General features: G+C 24.5%; 17 protein-coding genes. 2 read left to right on the top strand and 15 right to left on the bottom strand.

What is annotated here, in order from left to right:
* Positions 1-4: 4 nt before the first annotated feature.
* Positions 5-250 carry a hypothetical protein gene (locus AACL04_RS00830; RefSeq protein ID WP_339030528.1) on the bottom strand — a complete coding sequence of 82 codons (246 nt, stop codon included), beginning with the start codon at positions 248-250 and terminating at the stop codon, positions 5-7.
* A 96-nt stretch (positions 251-346) separates the two neighbouring features.
* On the opposite strand from AACL04_RS00830, the gene AACL04_RS00825 reads away from it, so the two are divergent.
* Positions 347-655 carry a helix-turn-helix domain-containing protein gene (locus AACL04_RS00825; protein ID WP_339030527.1) on the top strand — a complete coding sequence of 103 codons (309 nt, stop codon included), beginning with the start codon at positions 347-349 and terminating at the stop codon, positions 653-655.
* A 199-nt stretch (positions 656-854) separates the two neighbouring features.
* Here AACL04_RS00825 and mtnN read toward each other — a convergent pair whose 3' ends face one another.
* The 12 genes from mtnN to AACL04_RS00765 all read right to left on the bottom strand — a co-directional run bounded on the left by mtnN (position 855) and on the right by AACL04_RS00765 (position 16,694).
* Positions 855-1,511 carry a 5'-methylthioadenosine/S-adenosylhomocysteine nucleosidase gene (mtnN, locus tag AACL04_RS00820; protein ID WP_339030526.1) on the bottom strand — a complete coding sequence of 219 codons (657 nt, stop codon included), beginning with the start codon at positions 1,509-1,511 and terminating at the stop codon, positions 855-857.
* Positions 1,511-2,611 carry a nicotinate-nucleotide adenylyltransferase gene (locus tag AACL04_RS00815; RefSeq protein WP_339030524.1) on the bottom strand — a complete coding sequence of 367 codons (1,101 nt, stop codon included), beginning with the start codon at positions 2,609-2,611 and terminating at the stop codon, positions 1,511-1,513. The genes mtnN and AACL04_RS00815 overlap by 1 nt, the downstream gene beginning before the upstream one ends.
* 4 nt (positions 2,612-2,615) lie before the next feature.
* Positions 2,616-3,473, bottom strand: coding sequence for an HAD family hydrolase (locus AACL04_RS00810; RefSeq protein ID WP_339030523.1), 858 nt, complete (start codon positions 3,471-3,473; stop codon positions 2,616-2,618).
* Positions 3,474-3,544: 71 nt separating this feature from the next.
* Positions 3,545-5,266, bottom strand: coding sequence for a hypothetical protein (locus AACL04_RS00805; RefSeq protein ID WP_339030521.1), 1,722 nt, complete (start codon positions 5,264-5,266; stop codon positions 3,545-3,547).
* A gap of 111 nt (positions 5,267-5,377) precedes the next feature.
* Positions 5,378-6,817 carry a glycoside hydrolase family 1 protein gene (locus tag AACL04_RS00800; RefSeq protein ID WP_339030519.1) on the bottom strand — a complete coding sequence of 480 codons (1,440 nt, stop codon included), beginning with the start codon at positions 6,815-6,817 and terminating at the stop codon, positions 5,378-5,380.
* A complete protein-coding gene (locus AACL04_RS00795) occupies positions 6,804-8,468 on the bottom strand; it encodes a PTS transporter subunit EIIB (RefSeq protein ID WP_339030517.1) in 1,665 nt (554 codons plus the stop codon). Before AACL04_RS00795 ends, AACL04_RS00800 begins: the two co-directional genes overlap by 14 nt.
* Before the next feature lie 74 nt (positions 8,469-8,542).
* Complete coding sequence (locus AACL04_RS00790; protein ID WP_339030515.1) at positions 8,543-9,310, bottom strand: hypothetical protein; 768 nt, start codon at positions 9,308-9,310, stop codon at positions 8,543-8,545.
* A gap of 190 nt (positions 9,311-9,500) precedes the next feature.
* A complete protein-coding gene (locus tag AACL04_RS00785; RefSeq protein WP_339030512.1) occupies positions 9,501-9,743 on the bottom strand; it encodes a hypothetical protein in 243 nt (80 codons plus the stop codon).
* A 417-nt stretch (positions 9,744-10,160) separates the two neighbouring features.
* Positions 10,161-10,925 (bottom strand): hypothetical protein, encoded by a 765-nt coding sequence (locus tag AACL04_RS00780; RefSeq protein WP_339030511.1) that lies wholly within the window; start codon positions 10,923-10,925, stop codon positions 10,161-10,163.
* A 179-nt stretch (positions 10,926-11,104) separates the two neighbouring features.
* A complete protein-coding gene (locus tag AACL04_RS00775; RefSeq protein ID WP_339030509.1) occupies positions 11,105-13,378 on the bottom strand; it encodes a hypothetical protein in 2,274 nt (757 codons plus the stop codon).
* 39 nt (positions 13,379-13,417) lie between these two features.
* Entirely contained in the window at positions 13,418-14,149 is a 732-nt protein-coding gene (locus AACL04_RS00770; protein WP_339030508.1) for a hypothetical protein, read from the bottom strand.
* 715 nt (positions 14,150-14,864) lie between these two features.
* Complete coding sequence (locus AACL04_RS00765; RefSeq protein ID WP_339030505.1) at positions 14,865-16,694, bottom strand: lipoprotein; 1,830 nt, start codon at positions 16,692-16,694, stop codon at positions 14,865-14,867.
* Between the two features lie 796 nt (positions 16,695-17,490).
* Between AACL04_RS00765 and ispH the strand changes: the two genes are divergently transcribed.
* A complete protein-coding gene (gene ispH / locus AACL04_RS00760) occupies positions 17,491-18,375 on the top strand; it encodes a 4-hydroxy-3-methylbut-2-enyl diphosphate reductase (protein ID WP_339030503.1) in 885 nt (294 codons plus the stop codon).
* 20 nt (positions 18,376-18,395) lie between these two features.
* Here the strand turns inward: ispH and AACL04_RS00755 are convergent, their stop codons facing one another.
* Positions 18,396-19,190: a Nif3-like dinuclear metal center hexameric protein gene (locus AACL04_RS00755; protein WP_339030501.1), complete on the bottom strand. Its 795-nt coding sequence runs from the start codon at positions 19,188-19,190 to the stop codon at positions 18,396-18,398.
* Positions 19,183-19,878, bottom strand: a complete 696-nt coding sequence (locus AACL04_RS00750; RefSeq protein ID WP_339030499.1) for a class I SAM-dependent methyltransferase — start codon at positions 19,876-19,878, stop codon at positions 19,183-19,185. The genes AACL04_RS00755 and AACL04_RS00750 overlap by 8 nt, the downstream gene beginning before the upstream one ends.
* Positions 19,879-19,880: the final 2 nt, after the last annotated feature.

Raw genomic sequence — 19,880 nt, 5'->3', positions numbered from 1 at the left:
ATAACTATCTTCAAAGATAAACTAAAGTATCTGCAGGTTTTTGACAACCACAAGTTCCACAATTTTCTTTTGTTTCTTTGAACTTTATTTTTGCAAATCCATCATTCATTTCACCTTTACTTAATGCTTGTGTTAATAATTCACCTTTTTGTAAAGCTGCTAAAACTGTTTTTCCTTGTTTTAATTGATTATCAATTTCACCAAAATCCCCGTTAGTAACTTCAACTACGTTATTTAAGTCTAATGCCATTTTTTTCACCTCCCTTATTTGTTATAATAACTATTAATAAATAACAATGTAAGTAGGCACTTTAAAGTAACTTACTTTAAAAAGGAGTAATTAAAAATGCAAGTATGTCCTGTTGAATTTAGTTTATCTATTCTAAAAAATAAGTGAACTATTTTTATTATTAGAGAATTATTAACAACTGAAAAAAGATTTAATGAACTAAAGAGAAAAATTAATGGTGTAACTACTAAAGTTTTAACTGAAACTTTAAAGCATTTGGAAAAAATGCAAATAATTAGTCGTGAAGTTGAAGAAACTATTCCAGTAAAAGTTACCTATTCTCTAACTGATTTAGGTCTAAGTTTAAAACCAATATTAGATTCACTTTCTGAATGAGGCGTAAAAAATTTAAGCAATAGTAACTAAAGCATTAAAAAAACCTAAAAATCTTTAGGTTTTTTTAATCATTTTGACTAACCGTGATTTGTGTCAGTTGAACACATTTGACAGTTAGCACAGTTATCATCAAATTCACATTTACAATTACAATCTTTGCAATCTTTTGTACATTCCATGACTAGTCACTTCCTTCCAAATAAATTATAATCTATATCTAGAATAATATTTATTTCTTTATAATATTTAAAAGTAATTGACTAAGTTTTAAACTACCTTTTTGTAAAATATCATTAAATTGTAACTCATTGCTACCATTATCAATATGATCACTTACTAATTTTAAAGCTATTATTGGCATTTTAAATAGATATGCTGCTTGATAAAAACCAAAGCATTCCATATCAAAAATTGCTATAGAATTACTAATTGGAGCAATAATTTCATCCACTTTTTCTTGGGAGTTAATAAAAATATCACTTGAACAAATATCTACTTGTGGAAAAGCTTCAAATAAACTTAAAAGCTCATCATTTGAACAGTAATATTGCTCCATTCCTGGAATTTGACCTAATTTATAGCCAAATCCCCTAGCATCAGCATTACCTAAATATGATTTTTTTACTACAATTGGTTCTAAAGACTTTAATTTTTTAGAAAATGTACCTACTAAACCTGCATTAATAAAGTAATCAATTGTAAATTTTTGATTAATATAAGTAAAGCAACTTGCTGCATTAATTAATCCAATTTTAGATATTGCAATGTAAATATTATCTTTTTGATAAATTTCAAAGTGCTCAACTTCTACTAATTTTGGTGAAAGATGTTCAATTAAACTTTTAGCTTCTTCTTTCATTGCAAACAAAATAGCATAGGTTTTCATTATTTACTCTCCCTAACTCAAAAGTTATAAGCTTCAATTAAATTTCTTCCAATTGAATCTTTAGAATGTTTCTTAACAGCTACTTCATATTGGTTTTTAAGCAATTGCTTAAAACCAGTTAATAAATCAGATTTTACTAAGGCTCTCAAATTATCAACTCCAGGATAATCTCTTTCTGATGAAATCTTATCTGCACAAAAAACTATCATATCAAGCATAGTCATATCTTTTGAGCCTACAGTATGATTGTAGACTGCTTGAATAATTTCTTGATCTTTAAATAACCAATCATTTTTTAAGTGATAAGCTCCGACAAACGAGTGTCATGTTGGTTCTGGTTCTTCTAATAAGGCCTTATTATACTTTAAAAGAGAGGCTTTCATCTCATCTTTACTTCACCTTTTTGCTATATCGTGAAGCGTTCCAGCAATCAAAGCTTTATTTAAGTCATAATTGTTCAATCTAGCTAATTCCATAGCCATTTGACCTACATTAAGTGAATGAAAATACCTCTTTTCATCCATTTTACTTTCAACTCTTTCATATAAATACATTAAATTATTGTTAACATAATCATTAACTTCTTTAATTTGTAAGTTCAAATCAACAAGATTTCTAATTTTTGTTGAACTTAGATAATTATTTTCAAATTCAAAAGTTTCTAAATTATACTTCTTAACAATAATTTGATTAAAGTCTTTTGTTCGTAAAAAGACTTTAAAGTCTATTTCTTCAATTAATTGCTTAAAGTTATCTCATTTTTCAAAGTCATCTAATTGATCTGAACCCATTACAAAGGAAAACTTCATTTTAGGAAATTTTGCTTTGTAATATTTAACTGTATCATATGTAAAACTTGAAGTTTGCTTTGAAATTTCATAAGTTTTAATTTTTACATAATCTAAATTTTGAGTTGCTATTTTCAGCATTTCCAATCTTTGAGTAACACTTGAAGTTGAAAGTTTTTTAAAAGGATTAACATAAGCTGGCATTATTCAAACTTCATCAAAGTTTAAGTTTTTTTTACAGCTCTTGATTATATTTATGTGATCACTGTGAACTGGATCAAAACTTCCCCCAAATAATGCAATTCTTTTCATCTTATTATCCTTTACTAATTAATTCCTTTAGAAATTTACCCACACCATTATTTTCAATTCTATCAATTACTTTTCAAGCCTTCTTTTTAACTTCATCATGGGCATTTCCCACAGCAATTCCAAAGGGCATTTCACTTATCATTTCTAAATCATTGTTGTTATCTCCAATAACAATTATATCTTTTAGATCCACTTTCATTATTTCAGCTCATTTTTTAACACCTGTGGCTTTATTTATCCCCTTTGGCATTGCATCAATTAAAATTCTTGATTGAATAATAGTTGTTGGATAATACAAATTTTTTGACTCTAAATATTCTTTTAGTTTATTAGCAACTTGTGTTTCTTTTTCATAATCAAGTGAATACATTACTCTAATAATTTTATGAACATCATTGTTAATATCTTCAAGTAGTTGATTATAATCTTCATATAAAATAAAGTCAGGTTGGCAATCTTTTGGATAATGACCATAAAGCTTTTTATAGGTTTTTATTCTTTCTGCAATTGATAATGAACAAACACTAGTTGGTGTATATAAAGATACATCTAAATCATTTTCCATAGCATATTTTAATAAATCAATTATAATTTCTTTTTCCATAACTTGTTCATAATAAACTTCTCAAGTTATTGGATCTACAATTACAGCCCCATTAGAACAAATAACTGGCAGTTTAATATTTAATTGCTTGATATAATATTTTATATTTTGTAAAGATCTTCCAGTTACTACAAAAAGCTTATTATTTGATAAACTTTGGTATTCATTGATGTTTTTAGCTGTGCTTTGCAATATTTTAAAGTCACTATTTTGAACAACAGTTCCATCCAAGTCACTTCCAATATAAGGTAATTTCATAATATTATATCCTCCAAACTTATTTTACAACATTGAACAAAAATAATCACATTGTTAGTGTTAAAAATAAGTTACTTTTTATAAATATAACTATTTGTAAAATGTTCCATTGCAGAAATTGAACTGACATAAACATTCACTCCATTTACTTCAACTTTAGGAATAGCATTTAAAATGTCATTGACAAATAAAATTCCCTCTACTTCAACAGTTTTTTCATCACTAAATTTAAGTTCCAATTTTTTTAATTGTTTCTTTATTTTCTTCAATTCCTTTAAAACAAAATTTAAAGGTTCTGAAAATATATTTGCAACATAATTTGAATTTTCAGATAAAGTATCAATTGTTCTTTTTTCATTTAATCAATCAATATTTTCTGGAGGAAAGAAATTTACTAATATAACAAATATTTTGTTTAATCAAGGATCATAAATAATACTGTTAGCAATGCTATTATTTTGTTCTTTATCATCACTTGGCCTAAAAATCAAAAGTTCATTTGCATTAAAAACTTTAATATTATTAAATCTTCTTTCAATTTTCTTTAATTGCTGATTTAGTATCAAAGAATAATCCTTTTTCAACATTAAAAAAAACTTGTTTGAAATATTGCTATCAAAGAAATGATATCTCTTTTGCATATGCTTTGCCATTCATAAAAACTCTGGATAAGTTATCAAAATTTTAGCTTTATTTTGATTTAAAAAAGAAAGTATTGGTTTCTTATAAATTAAACTATAATATTCATCAATATTTTTATTATTAAACTCTCCTGAATTTTTATTAAATACTAAATAATTGCTTGTTAATTCTATCTGCTCAGTTGAGTAATTTATTGAACCAGCATCTGAACTTTCCTGAGCCATATTTGCTTGAATGTCACCAAGAGAATAAAAGTTTCTTTTTAAATACATATTTTTTAGTAAATCTACTAAGTTAAAATATTCTTCAAAATTAAGATTTTCTAAAAAATCTGCACTCTTATAATATTTTTTAATTTGATTATTAATTACATTATCATATGCTTCAAGCGATCATGCTTTAAAGTCATTAATAATATTTTTTCTTATTTCAGCTTCATCAGGATATTCTCCTTGATCAAAGATATATTCATAATTTAAAGGAGCTAAAGCATTTCCTGTTATCTTTGGAAAGAATGACTTTATTTCACTTGCATTATTTTTATATGTAGTTAAATCACAAGAATTTTTAACATGAGTATAAAGTCAAAGATATAAAAAAATATCTTTATATCTTTTCATTGAATAAACATCTTTTTTAATATACTCATCCATTCTTGATAAAATACTTAAATTTTCAATACAATCATCTGTAAAATATAATCCTCAAGCTGTTAGGGTTTCATAAAAACCCTTTAAGCTATTTTTATAATTTTTGAAATTAAAACTACTATCAGAATTATTTTCATCTTGATATAAAAATTCATTTGAGGTACTCAATGTAATATATTCTTGAGAAATTAATCTAGCTGCTAAAAAAATAGCACTAATTACTAATGCCTTTGAGAGCTTTTTTTCTTGTTCTGTTTTATTTTCAACAAAACTATTATCCTTTTTATTAAAAGAGTTATTGACATAAAAATTGAATCTTTCAATAATTTGATTTTCCATCATATTTCTTAAGTTTTTCATATTTTTTTCATATTTTTTTAATACATCAAAGGCATTAGTTAAATCATTATTATTAATATCAAAATATTCAAAAAAATTTAATTTCTCTTCAAAATCAAAAAAACCATTATTACCTGCTATTTTATTAAAATGTTTTCTCATATTTTTCCTCATTAAAACATAATTTTATTATACCTTTTTTTAAGCTATTTTCTACTCCCATATTTAGCTCCTTATAAAAAAAACGTTATTCTAAAATAACATTTTTTGTAATTAAATTTCTCTAGATAAACAAACTTTTTTATATCATTCATAAGATTTTTTTGGAATTCGATTCTGTGTACCCTTTCCAAAACTATCTTGATCAACATAAACTAATCCATAGCGTTTTGTCATTTCGCTTGTCCCATGTGAAATAATATCCATTAAACTTCAAGCAGTATATCCAATACATTCAACACCATCATCTATTGCATTTTGAATTTGCTCTAAATGATTTTTAATATATTCAATTCTATAATCATCATTAATTTTGCCATTCTCAGGTTTTTCATCAAAGCCAATTCCATTTTCTAATATAAATAATGGTTGTTGATATCTGTCATATAATCTATTCATTAAAATTCTTAGACCAATTGGATCAATTTGTCACCCTCATTCATTTGCTTTTAAAAATTTATTTTTTCCAATTTTTGCAAGGTTTCCCTCAGTTACTTCTCCTTCAATTTGATTTACTACTCCACTCATATAATAACTAAATCCTAAAAAGTCACATGTATTTTCTTTAAGTAATTTTTTATCTTCTTGTGTAATTTTTAAATCAATTGATAATTTTTTCAACAAGTTTAATGAGAATTTTGAATACTCTCCTCTATGCATAACATCAAAAAAAGAATATATTTTTAGTTGTTGATCTTTTTCAGTTTTTAATACTAATTGTGGATCACAATTTTCAGCATAACTTAATAGAGTTGCTACCATAGAACCAAATAAGAAATTCTTGTTAATCTTTTTACCAATTTTTATTGTTTTTGCATTAGCAATAAAAATATTGTGTAATGCAATCATTGATAAACCTAAAATATTTGAATCTTCATCATCTAGCAAACCAGCTCCCGCTCAAACACTATAATTTGCTGCATTCACTTCATTAAAGGGAATTCAATATTTAACTTTATCCTTATATCTTTGCATAATTGTTTTTGAGAAATTAGTATAAAAATCAATTAAAATTGGATTTTTTCACCCGCCATATTTATCAACTAAATTATAGGGCATTTCATAATGAGAAATTGTAATAATAGGTTCTATTTTATTTTTTATTAACTCATCTATTAAATCGTCATAAAACTCTAATCCCTTTTGATTTGGTTCTTTCTCATCTCCGTTGGGAAAAATTCTTGTTCAAGCAATTGAAGTTCTAAAACAATCATTTTTCATATCTGCTATTAATTTTATATCTTCTTTATATCTCTCATAGAAATTAACACCAATTTTTTTTGGATATATATAAGTTCCATTATCATTTAAAGCCTCTTTTAATTTTGCCTTTGTCATTTTTCTTTCAGTATTTATATCTTTTCTATCTAAATTAGGGTTATACCTTCTTAGTTCGGCAATCGAAAGTCCTTTTCCATTAACATCAAAAGCACCCTCTGCTTGATTTGCTGATATAGAACACCCCAACATTAAATCTTTACTAATTTTTTTCATTTTCTGCTCCTTTTAATAAGTTAATATTTTTTTTATAATCTAATTTCAACTCTTTAATTTTTATATGATTTTCTTTTTTATTTTCATTTTCTTTTAAATAAGTCTTTAATTCAGTTTTATAATCTTGTCTTAGTTTTATAATTTCACTATTAACTTTATAAAAGTCAAAGTCATATTCTTCTTTGAATATTTTTAAAGTTCTTTTATTAAAGAATTTTATTTTTGAAAGTAATAAAGTACTAAAGAAACTAACAAGAATTGTTGTTAGCATACTAAGAGCTCCTCATAAACCACTGCCCCCAACTCATGTACTTAACTCAATCTCTTGGGGAGGTCCTGAAATAAATCCTATTACTCCTAAGAAACCAAAGGGAGCTGTTGATGTTCATACTCCCGAAGCAGTATATAATAAACATCCAAAATATGTCCCGATTACTGCACCTAACATGGGGAAAATATATTTTAGCCCTATTGAGTATATGCAAGGTTCAGTTACTCCTGCAATAAATCCAGAAGTAGCATTTGTTCAAGCTATTTGTTTTACTTTACTATTATTTTTATATCTTAACCCAAAGGCAAAAGTGGCTACTGCTGTAGAGACATTTGAAAGAATTAATAAACCTAGTATTAAACTACCTTTAAATTGCGCAATATCTTGCATAATTATTGGTGTAATAGTTCTATGAATTCCAAATATAACCATTGGAGAATATAGAGCCCCAATAATTGGAGTAAATATATATTTTGTAATATTATTTGTCATTAAGTATTTAAATGCAATTGATAAATAACTTGTAAATAATAAACCAATTGGAGCAATAATTAAAATAGAAATTAAAGCTGTAGTAATTATTACTATTAAGGGTTCAATCAACATTCTAAAATTTCCAAAATTAGCTTTTGCTAATAGTTTTTGTATACTTACACCCATAAAAGCAACAAGTACCATGGGAATAACTAAACCTTCAAAAGAAATTTTTCATGGATAAACAACATCTCCAAAAATGCTTCATCCAGGCATTTGACCTAATATAGTTTGACCGTTTTCAACTTTAAGATCACTTAAAGCAGTAAGTTTAGGGTTACATAAGATAACAGCAATAACAATACCATAGATTTCATTACCACCCATCACTTTAAATGTTGATCACGCTACCCCTATAACTATGAAATATGTAAAACCTCTCGAAATAGTTTCTGTAAATTCATTTAAATCTTGCAGTCATTTCTCATCACTTGTATTAGATGCCAAAAATATGGGCATACGTAACATTTCTCAAAATCCAATTGCAACCAATACAATTAATAAAGGGGCAAATACTTGTGATATAAATGTTAAAAATGATTTTTTAGGTTTCTTAACTTCTAACTTAGAAGTATCTTTTTTTGATAAATCAGTTGTTATTGCATTTTGCTCACAAAATAATTTATAAAGTTTATTAACACTTGTTCCAATAATAATTTGAAACTCTCCTGAAGAAAGTATTACTCCCTGTACAAATTTTAGTTTTTTAATAGCTTGGGTATCAAAAAGCTTATCATCTTTTAAGACAAAACGAAGTCTAGTCATACAATGATATACTTTTTCTATGTTTTCAACACCACCTATTAAAAAGGTTATTTCTTTAATATCTTCTTTTTTATAATCCATAAAAACCTCCATACATATTTTTGCAAATTATATGTGTATATGAAAGTTAAATGAATTAGTTTGTAAAGAGCAAACTAGTTTATTAGGCTCATTTGATAATCTAAATATTTTCAAAGATATATTAATTGAAAATTTCTATCAATATAGTTTCTATTAAAATGTTCATTATCAAAAAAAATTGCTTTAGCCTTTTTTGACTGTAAATACTTTTCTCAATTTAAAGAAGCAATCACAATTATATTTGAGTTTTTATTATAGACATACTCAAAAAAACCTTTTAATGAGTTAGTATCTCTTCCAGATAAAATAAAAATTGATTTTACTTTTTCATAGTTTATATTTTTAATGCTAATAATATCTTTATCCAACTTTAATGTTCATACATCAATATTATTTTTTTGTAAAACATCTTCAAGAAAATTAGTTGAGTAAAGTGTTTGATAACCAGAAAAAACCTGAATTTTATGCTCCAGGTTTGTTAAGAAAAAATTACTTATTTGTTCATAGCTTTCAACTGTTCACTTTTCTAAATATTGATTATTTAGAAAAAAATCATTTTTAGCCTTATTATCAATTAATTTTTCATTCGATTTATTTAAAGTAAAATTATTCTCATATTCAATTTTTAGCCTTATTTGTAACTCTCTATATCCACTAACTAAAGCTGCTTTGGAAAATGCAGTTATAGTTGCTTTAGAACAATTAGAAATATATGCTAGATCTTCTTGACTTCTAAAAACCCCATTTGAAAAATCTTCTAAAATTTTTCTAGATATTATTCTAAATACTGTATTTCTATTTTCTCTGCCTAAGTTATCAATTCTTGTATATATTGAGTTCATATTTATCCTTTAATAATATAAATATTATACAATTTTCTAAAAGAAATATTATACAATTTTGAGCAAGTTATTTAAAGGAAAACAGAGCTTTTATTACTTCTGTTTAATTGCCTTTATACTAATGTTTTTATAAAAAATATATTAACTAATTTTAAAGTCTCAAGTTTTTTGACTATAAAAATAGTTAATATTAAATTTTTTGATATTGTTTTAATAAACATTCTTCGCAAATTTGTTTTAATCTATTTAGTTGATTGATTACAATATAATTTGAATCCTTATCGCACTCATTACATTTAGAGTTACTATTTGCTATTTTAGCACCTGATGCAGTTATAATACAATCTTTACAAATAAAAACTAATATATTTACTTGATTAATTTTTTTGTAAGATGCTGGTTTTTTACAATTTTCACATATATAGTTTTGCATTTTTTTCACTTCAATTCTAAGATATAAACATTATATTTAAAAAATATACAATTTTTATTTATATTTTTAAATTTTAAAAACATATTACTTTTTAAAGTTTTTTAAAAAAAAATTGATTTTTAGAGTTTTTTTTGATATATTTAATTATGTCCTTTGGACAGGGCTATGAATATTAAATTTTGATAATACAAATTTGTCAATAGTTTGTAAAAACTCATTCTTTAATTCAATATAACATCCTTTCTTTCGATTAGGTCACTTTGTTTTCATAGCCTTTTATGTGACCTTTCATTACTCATTCATATCTTTTTAATTATTAGCAAATCAATAATATGCGAAAGCATGATTAATAATAATATATAAAAAAAGCACTTCCCTAAAGTGCTTTTTTTTCGTTTTATTAATATCTTGTAAATTTTAGTCTGCTTTTTTTAAAGCCTTTTTTTGCTCTTTTTTAAGTTTCTTTAATTCTTTTTTAGATTTGGGTGTGTCCACGTTTTCCCTATTTAAATAAACTTTTTCTGCTGTTTCTAGTTCAACTTCCTTAGTATCTTTATCTGTGTTATTTTCAATTATTTCATCATCTTCTAATTCATTTTCTTCATCTTCTTCATCTTCAGATTCTTCATCTTCGTCTTCTTCATCTTCATCAGATTCTTCATCTTCATCCTCTTCAGATTCTTCTTCAATAATTGGAGGTTGAGGAATAAATTCTTGTTTTACTTCTACTTTTTCAATTATTTCATCATCATCGTCATCATCAGAGTTTACAATAATTGATTTTAAAATTTCATTTTCGTTTAAAATTGCTGTTTTCTCTTCAATAACTGAATTAATTTTACTATTAAGATCTCTTAATTTTTTTTGCAATATTTTATTTTGTTCACTCATATTTTTAACAACTATCATTGTTTCATCAGGTTTATTATGATTTTGTTGGCATTTTCCATGAGAGCAACAATCATAAGTTCTTTTTATACGAGTATTATTTCTAGCAACAGGTACATTTTGAGGTGCCGTGTTAGAGAATTTATTCATATTATTTGGAAAACCAAAATTGATAGTATTTGCTGCTTGAATGAAATTTGTTGCATCTTCTAATTTAATGAATTTAGCAACTAATAAATTAGAGAGAGTATTAATTACACAATAATTTCCGTCAATATAATTTATAATATACATTTTTTAACCCCCACTTATTTTAAAATTCTATATATTTATTATAACATAATATTACTTCTTATTTAAAGTTATATATTATAAACAATAATGCAATTAATTACTAGTATTATTACATTATTTTTTAAATTAACTAATAACTAATTAAATAGTTAATTTCTTATTTTTACTGCTATTTTTCACTATAAAGAAGGTTTATAATCTGGATTTTTTGGATTATTTGAAACATGTTTTTGTCAGTATTCTATTAATTTACTTTTATATTGATCTGGCATTGAAACTAGTGAATTAAAACTTCAATATATTCTATCTTTTTGAGTTCATCAATTATTTATATCACTTATATCTTGATCATATCTTTTTCCATAAATATTTGTTTGTCCTGCATAAATGTTTAATTCTAATTTATTTGTTCAAATAGACTCTACTCCTGAATTATAAATATCTTCTCTATTAGTATTGCTACTATTATACTTTTGATCAGTAACAATAAGAGGAACTTGATTTTCTTTAATCAGTTCTGCAAAAGCAATATCATCATCAGCTTTAGCATAATCACCTGGTGCTTTATTTCAATAATCAAGTGAGATATTACCCTCATGAATTCCTATTTTATTATTCTTATCATATGAAAATAAAGACTTTATTTTTTCATTTGCCTTACTATTTATTAACGCCATTAAATGATAAATTCTTCATGAATCTGCTGTTACATTTTCAATTGAAGCTTCTGGATCTAATTTAATAGCTTCTTTTAATTTTTCTAGCATTTTTACTTCTATTTGTTCATCAGTTGGATTTGCAATAGATTCATCAAAGTCAAAAATATCATAAGTTATCCCTACATTTTCATCATATTTTTTTAGTAATTGAGCACTATCTTTTGAAGTTTCTGAATTGTCAAATCTATGAGTTAAGAATATATTTCTAAAACCTTTATCTGCAATATATTCATCCTTATTTCTTTGCTCATCAGGAGAATATCATTGATCTTCTCCCCCGCTAATTGGTGTTGAATTACCTCAATATTGAACTTTAAATTTGTATTGATCATTGAAACCAAAATCCAAATAATCAGTGATTAATGTTAGAGGCTTTTGTTCATTACTTTGATCTTCAACTTTAAATAAAGTTGCATTTACTTCTCCATTATAAAAAGCCTTTTGATATGAATTAGGATTATTTTCATCTCTTGAGTTCTCAATTACTAATTTTAGAGTTTCTTTAAAATCATTTTTATTAACTGTTTTAAACCTACCATCTTCATTTTGAATTGTGTTTAACATATTAATTAATTTTTCAATATTTTGTGAATTAGATTTTGTATTATAAGATAATAACATTTGTTCACATAATTTTTTAAGTTTATTTATCATTGATTTAACTATAATTAAAGCTTCTGCTTGCTCTGCTTCATCAACAAATAATGGTTTTCCTTCTTTATCTCTTAAATTTTCTCTATCAATTGAATTAGTCATTAAAATAATATATATTTGATTTTTTATAATATTATTAATTTCTTCAACAGCTAAACCCTCTCCCAAGTAAATTGGGTTATTTAAAAGATAATCATTTAAACTCTCTTCAATTTCTTTTTTACTTGCTTGTAAAGCTTTATTTACAAAATCTAATAAAATTATTTTATTATTCACAAAATCAGTTGCACTAGGTGAATAATTAAAAAAGCCAATCGGAATTGTTCCAATATCATCACTTAAAATTTTTTCTAAGTCAATTAATTTAGACGAATTAGCATAACCTTGATAAATTACACCTAAATCAGGATTATTGGGATTTAAAAAACTATCTTGAGCATTAGCAGTATTACCACCATATACTACATTCTTATTTGAAAAATCACTATTAACTGTTCCAAAATCATCTGCAACAAGTTTTCTATTTATATTAATTCTTGCATATTTAGCAGGTTCAACACCATTTCAACCAGTTTTATCTTCATTTAAGAATGTCACAGATAAAGACCATTTTGAATCATCTTCTTCTTTTCCCTTGTACATTCATCCACTTACATTATTAAATAATGACAAATCCTCTCTTGCCATTAAATCTTTTATTGACCATTGTGATTGTCAAGTTAATTTATTTGAAATTCATCCATATCCAGGAACTTTTGAAGATATTTCATTTAATAATTGATTTGACATAATAAAAACACCCAAACTGCTTTTTAATAAGCTTCCATTAGGATTTTCATTAACAATTTCACTCAGTTCTAGTGCTTTAATAACAGCATCAATATCTTCAGGAGATACTAAAGTTTTTATTTTAACACCATTTTTAACTAAATCTTTGGTTGTCAAGTTATAAATAGACATAATTTTTTCTTCATCAGTGTAATTTAAACTAAGATCAAGACCACCCTTACAAGCAACAACACTTGCAGATGAAAATACAGCCAAACTCAATGAACCTAAAATTGAACACAACTTTTTCATAACTTAACTTCCTTTCAATTTTATTTTATTATACTCTTCTTATTCTTGTTTTTTCTTCTTGTTTGCTTTTGCTTCTAATTTTTGAAGTTTTAATTCACGTTTCATTTCTTTTCTTGAATACCTTCAATTATTAAACATATCAATAAGTTTTTGAAATTGTTTACCAACTCAAGAAAGCATCATTCATATTACTCAAAAAATTATAATTGTGGCAAATAGACAACCAACACCATAATATAAAATTCCACTTATTGCACCAATTCTTTCACCAACATTGTCACTAAAAGTATTTTGCACAGCTATAAAGGCTTGATGAGGAAGAATTCCTCCTCCACCAAGATAAGTTAAAAGTCCTGGAACTATTAAAAAAACTAATGCTATTGCTGAAAAATGAATAAAAGTTGATCAATATAAATATTTACTTTTTGGAACATCAATAAACTTATCACTTAGTTTCTCTTGAATTAACCAATTGGTAAATGTGAAATATAAAAATGGAATAATTGGAATAATTGGAATATAGCCAATTATTGTTGCTGCAAAGATAAAACCTTGACTTGAATTAGGTTCATGTCTTGACTCACCAAGCAATGAATGTAATCCCTTAAATCAATAATGAAATCCCCCATTGGCATGTGGAACAGCATATGAAAGCGACAACATAAAAATTTGAAAAACTAACAAACTTGTAATTGTTAATATCATTCAAAACATTTTATATAGTCTTTTATATGGCTTTAATTTTATTAAAAACTCACTAATTTTTTTCATATTTTTACTCCATAATATTATTTTAAAGGAAAATCTCTCTTTTAATTTAAGAAAAAAGAAAAAATTACTTTCTCTTTTATGAGTAATAAGCGATTATATCCCTACATATTAACAAGCGACTTTGTCCTCCTTTATAATCAGTAAATGCAGGTTTTATGAGAGAGCCACTATTAAATACCATGAAACAAGAAAAACTAAGATTAATTATGCAATTATATTTAAAATATGTCTTAAACCAGAGTCTTAAGATATACTATACTTTTAACATAATAGACAAAGTTTAAAGAGCAATTAGAGATACAAAGTGTGAGATAAGATTCACTACGCATTAATTGCAAATATCATTTAAAATCTAGTTTAATTAAAATTAAACCTATGAATAAAAAGTACTAAGACGTTTATCTAATAATCATTTTAGCTATTAAAATACCAAAATATTGATTCTCATTTAAAGGATTTGATTACTATTTCCTTAATAAAAAACTGCAAGATATATCTATTAGATAAATCTTATATTTTGGGACTTAATTGCTTATTATCTATATCTTATCAAATCAAAAAAATTAAATATTGCCTTTAAATATAAAATAAATATAAAAATAGTTTGCAATATTTGCAAACTATTAAATTTCTTATAGGTGATCTCTTTATAAAAACATTATTTTATACTTGATGCAGTATTATTTTTATTTATATTTAGAGACACCAATACTTTTTATGAAAATACAATAAAGTCTTTTTCCTCTAAAGTTTTTATTCCATCCATTATTTTATCTAAATCAAAGTGAAGATTTAGGTAACCTAAATTTCAATACATTTGCTTAGCTTCCCACATTGTATTGTTATTAAGGTTATAAATGTTAAAAAATACTCCTCTTTCACTATCATAATTTCTAAAGTATTTACTGCAACAAATCATTGATGGACTATCAGAAGAAGAATAAGAATTTCTAAAATCGAATAAATATATTGAATCCAATGGTAAATTTGATTTTTTTAACAGTTTTTCTCTATAAGGTAGTGTCTCATTAATATCTAATGACAAAGCTTTATTAATTAATGATACTCCACCTATAGAATCTTTTTCAAATTTAATTGAATTTGTAAAATCAGATTTCTTAATAGCCATTAGAATATCTTCCTCTGAATTATTTTTTTGCAAATAATCATAATCATAATCCACTCCATAAACCTCATGAAATGCCTTAATTGAATTTACAGAAAATTCATTCAGATCATTCAAAATTTCATCTGAACTTTGATTGCTATCAATTATATAATTAATAGCAATTTTAAAATCAGGTAAATAATGAATATATTTATCATCAGGAAAATTAATTGAAAGTCCAGTTAAATTAACGTGACCCATTGAAAATGAGCTCTTATATTGTTCAGTTTTTTCAAACTCTTCTAAGTTTCCATTTAATTTTTTAATAAACTCTTCTTTTAATAATTTATAATCTTTTGTTCAAACATCAAGATTTTTTTCAGTAAAATAGTTACTTCTTAATAGATAATCTGTCGGACTAATATCAGGATTTTTTCTAAAAATACTTTCCAACATTAATTGACCTACTTCAGTTTTATAATCAAACTTAATTGACTCATAATCTTCAAGTGCTTTTGGTTTATTAATCGAGTTAAATAAAGAAGTTTCATTTAGAACTGTACTCTTATAAAAATTATCTGTTTCAAATATAAGAGGTAAAGTAGGCAGTTCATTAAAATAATTAGCTTTAATAAACTCAGTAATAGAATCTGTAAATCCATTTTGTTTCGCTGTATTATTTCAATAATTATCAATTTCTTTTTCAATATCTCCATATCCATCTAATTTACTTTTTGAACCTTTGATATCATTTCAAAGTAAATTTGAGTATTTTTGAGCATCTAAATCTTGTGTTGAAAAATAATCTTTTGTAATATTTTTATAAAAATTATCTGATGAGTTTTTTATTTTTTCTTCATTTGTTAGTGTATATTTAAATGATTCACTAATTCTTAATACTTCAATTTCTTTTTCTCCTTTGTATTGAACTTCTATTTTATAATTCAATAAAACATTAGCTAAATATATATCATTGCTTTCATTTGAATTAATATCCAAAGTGTTTCAATCAAAAACAATCCCCTTGTATAAAGTATTTACATCATTTAAAAGGATATTGTACTTATTAACAAGTTTTAATTCATTTAATTTAGATTCTAATTCTTTAAGTTCTAATATGTTACTAATATCTTCAACTAAAAGAGCTAAGTTTTTTTCTCCTATTTCACTTGCAGGTTTACCTTTAAATATTTTAATAGTAGTTCTATTTAAAAACTTGTTCTCTTTCTCATTAATAGTTAAACCTATTAAATTTTTATAAACATTATTCTCTAAATGTTCTACAAAAATGTTATTAACATCTTTTTCAAGGTCCTTAATTAGTCTGTTATAATCTATTTTTTCTGGCTTTGTTGTTGTATTACCACAAGCAACTACACTAGCACTTGTAGTTGCAAATAAACTAACTCCACCTAATAAACTTAGTAATTTTTTCATGTTTTCTCCTCAATAATTTATAATTATAAGTTATATTTTATACTTTTTTAAAAGTACAATCTATATTACAAAAATAGTAATTAAAATTATAAAATATTTTTAAAATTCTTGTATTATAAAATAGTTTGATATGAAAAATCTAAATAAAGATTTTTATAATTACAAAACTGAAGATATTGTAAAACATTATTATATACTTCTTGAAAAGATTAATTTTTGATTTACCAATACTATTACAAATAAAAAAATAAGTTCTTTAATGCAATGGAAAACTACTTAACATTTTTTTCTTTTTCTTGATTATAGTTTTTCTTTTTTTATATCTTATATGTAAATTTCACTTTTCTAATTAGTCTTGTGGATTCCTTATCTACCTCAACTTTAATAATATATTTTTAATTTTTTTGATCCTTAAGAAATAAATATTCTTACCCTACTAAGCATTCTCAACCTTGAAGTTTTTATTAAACTTTTGAAATTGCTTAGTATATATCTTCAACAGTTGATATTTTTTATACTCATGAGATTGTTTTTAAATTAGAATTACAAAAATTTTCTTTAAAACTAAATTTAATTTGTAGTGTAGTATCAAACCAAAAATTAAAACTTAATGTTGAAAATAATGCTGAGAAAATCTACCCAAATAAACTTAATAACTTTTTTATATACTTTTATCTTTTTGTATAACTTATAAAAAGAGAAAAATTACACTTTAAATTGCTTTTAAAAAACAAAAGTTATACTTTCCTACCTTTACTATTAAATAAATAGTAAAATAATAAAAGTGAGGTATTTAATGAAAGTCTTAAAAGTAACACCGCGTGGTTTTTGTCTTGGAGTTGTAATTTCTATAAAAATGGCAAAAGATACAGTAAAAGCATATCCAGATAAAAAAATATATATGATTGGTCTATTAGTACACAATAAAATAATAGTAAATGAACTAGAGGAACTTGGCATAATAGCTATTGATGATTGAAAAAAGTCTCGTTTAGATATTATAAAAACTATTCCTAAAGGAAGTGTTGTTATTTTTTCAGCTCATGGAACTGATTTAAAAGTTTTAAAGGTAGCTGAAGAACAAGGATTAATTATTGTAGATACTAAATGTGAGTGAGTTTTAGAAACAGAAAATATAATAAAAAAATACTTAAATCTTGGTTTTGATATTGTATTTATTGGTAAACATTCTCACCCTGAAACTATAGCTTTAACAAGTTTAGATAATAAAAAAATCCATTTAGTAACAAACACTCAAGAAGTTGAAAATTTAAATATATCTAATAAAGATATTTTTATAACAAATCAGACAACATTGTCAATAATTGACACTGATTTAATTTATAAAAAAATAAAAGAAAAATATGAAAATGCCATTTTTAAAAATGATATTTGTGAGGCCACTCTTGTAAGACAGCAAGCAATACTTGATTTAAATCCAAAGGAAGTTGACCTATTATATGTTGTTGGAGATGAAAGAAGTAATAACACAATGAAATTAGTAGAGTTGGCATCAGATAAAGGAATAAAATCGATAAGAATAAATCGTAAAGAAGATATTAAAATTAATGACTTAGAAAATATTGATACAGTGGCTGTTACTGCAGGAGCTTCTACATCAAGTATTATTCAAAATCAGGTTATAAAATATCTTGAGGAAATAAAAAACGAAATTACTTAATTTCGTTTTTTTAATATATTTTATAAAATGATAAAAGTATTTTTAATATCAAAGGCACTTATTTTAACTTCATCATTAAATGTTTTTAATAATTTATTTTCTAAATCATCAATAAAATGATTTTCCATATAATGTCCTAGAGTCAATAAGTCCATTTTATTTTGATCAGCATAAAGTCATTCATTTCACTTTGCCTCTCCAGTTACAAAAAACTCATTTTGTAACTGTAAGTCCATCATAGTTGATGCCCCAGAACCTGGTGTTAGAAAAATATAATTAATTTCTTTTTCTAAATTTGAATTTCTTGTTAAAAGTGCTTGTTGTTTTCCAAAAATAAATTTTAACTTTTCAATTATTTCTTTTAAAGTTAATGAGCTTAATAATTTAATTTTATAACCTTCATTAAATACTCCCACCTTTTCGACATTTTTTACATTTAATTGTGTTTCAATTAAATCAATAATATTTTGCTTATCACTATTATCGTAATTAGTATGTATAGAAAATAATTGAATTTCATTTTTTATACATAATTCATAAATTTCCTTTTTTGCTAAATTTTTTAATTCTGTTTCCAAGTCAAAAAATAAAAATGGATGTCTACTAATAATAAAATTCGACTTGTTTGCAATTGCAAACTCCACTACTTCTTTTGTTACATCAAGGCAAATAACTATATGTTCAATCTCATCTTGACTTTCCAAGTTATATACCTCTTCTAATTGTAATCCTACCTTATCTCATTCAGATGCATTTTTTTGTGGAAATACATCATTTAAATAGTTAATTAAAGCATTTGCTTTTATTTTATTCATTAATTAAATTTCTCCTTCTTAGAAGTTTATTTATAATTTTTTTCTTTTTTCCAATCTCTTTATATTTCATATCTTTTTTAGGTACATGTTGTAACAAATTTAAAAGTTTTTGTTCTTCTTCTAATCATTTTTGTAAAAATAATTTATTATTTTTTTCACGCCTTAATAAAGGTCCAAATATAATATCTTTTTTACTTTTAATTTTTGTTCCAGCAAATTTATTAATTTTTATTATTTCATAAATAATCTTATTATCTTCAACAATTATTTCATTTTCTACAAAATATTTAAATTTTTTGGCTCAACTTCTAATTGGTTCTAAATTAGTATTAGGTGCAATAACATAAGAATAAATATTTTCATTATCTTGTTCTAATATATCTAAAATTGATGTAGAGCCCATCCCTGCAATAATACAAGAATCAAGTTTTATGTTCTTAGAAATTGTTCACTCAATTCCATCTGCAAGGATTGTTTCAACTTTATCTGTAACTCCAAATGAAGCAATATTGTTTGTTGCTACAGCAAGTGGTTTTTTTGCAACATCCGTTGCATATATTTTTTTTGCTTTACCATCTTTGGCAAGATAAATAGGAAGATATGCATGATCTGTTCCAATATCAGCTACAACTTCTCCTTCTGTAATTAACTTTGCCAATGAAAATAATCTTGGTGTAAGAAAACTCATTT

It is taken from the genome of Spiroplasma endosymbiont of Cantharis nigra (assembly GCF_964019925.1).
Lineage (GTDB): Bacteria > Bacillota_I > Bacilli_A > Mycoplasmatales > Mycoplasmataceae > Spiroplasma_A.
The sequence above is the reverse complement of the archived record's forward strand: the minus strand, read 5'-3'. Positions and strand labels throughout refer to the sequence as shown.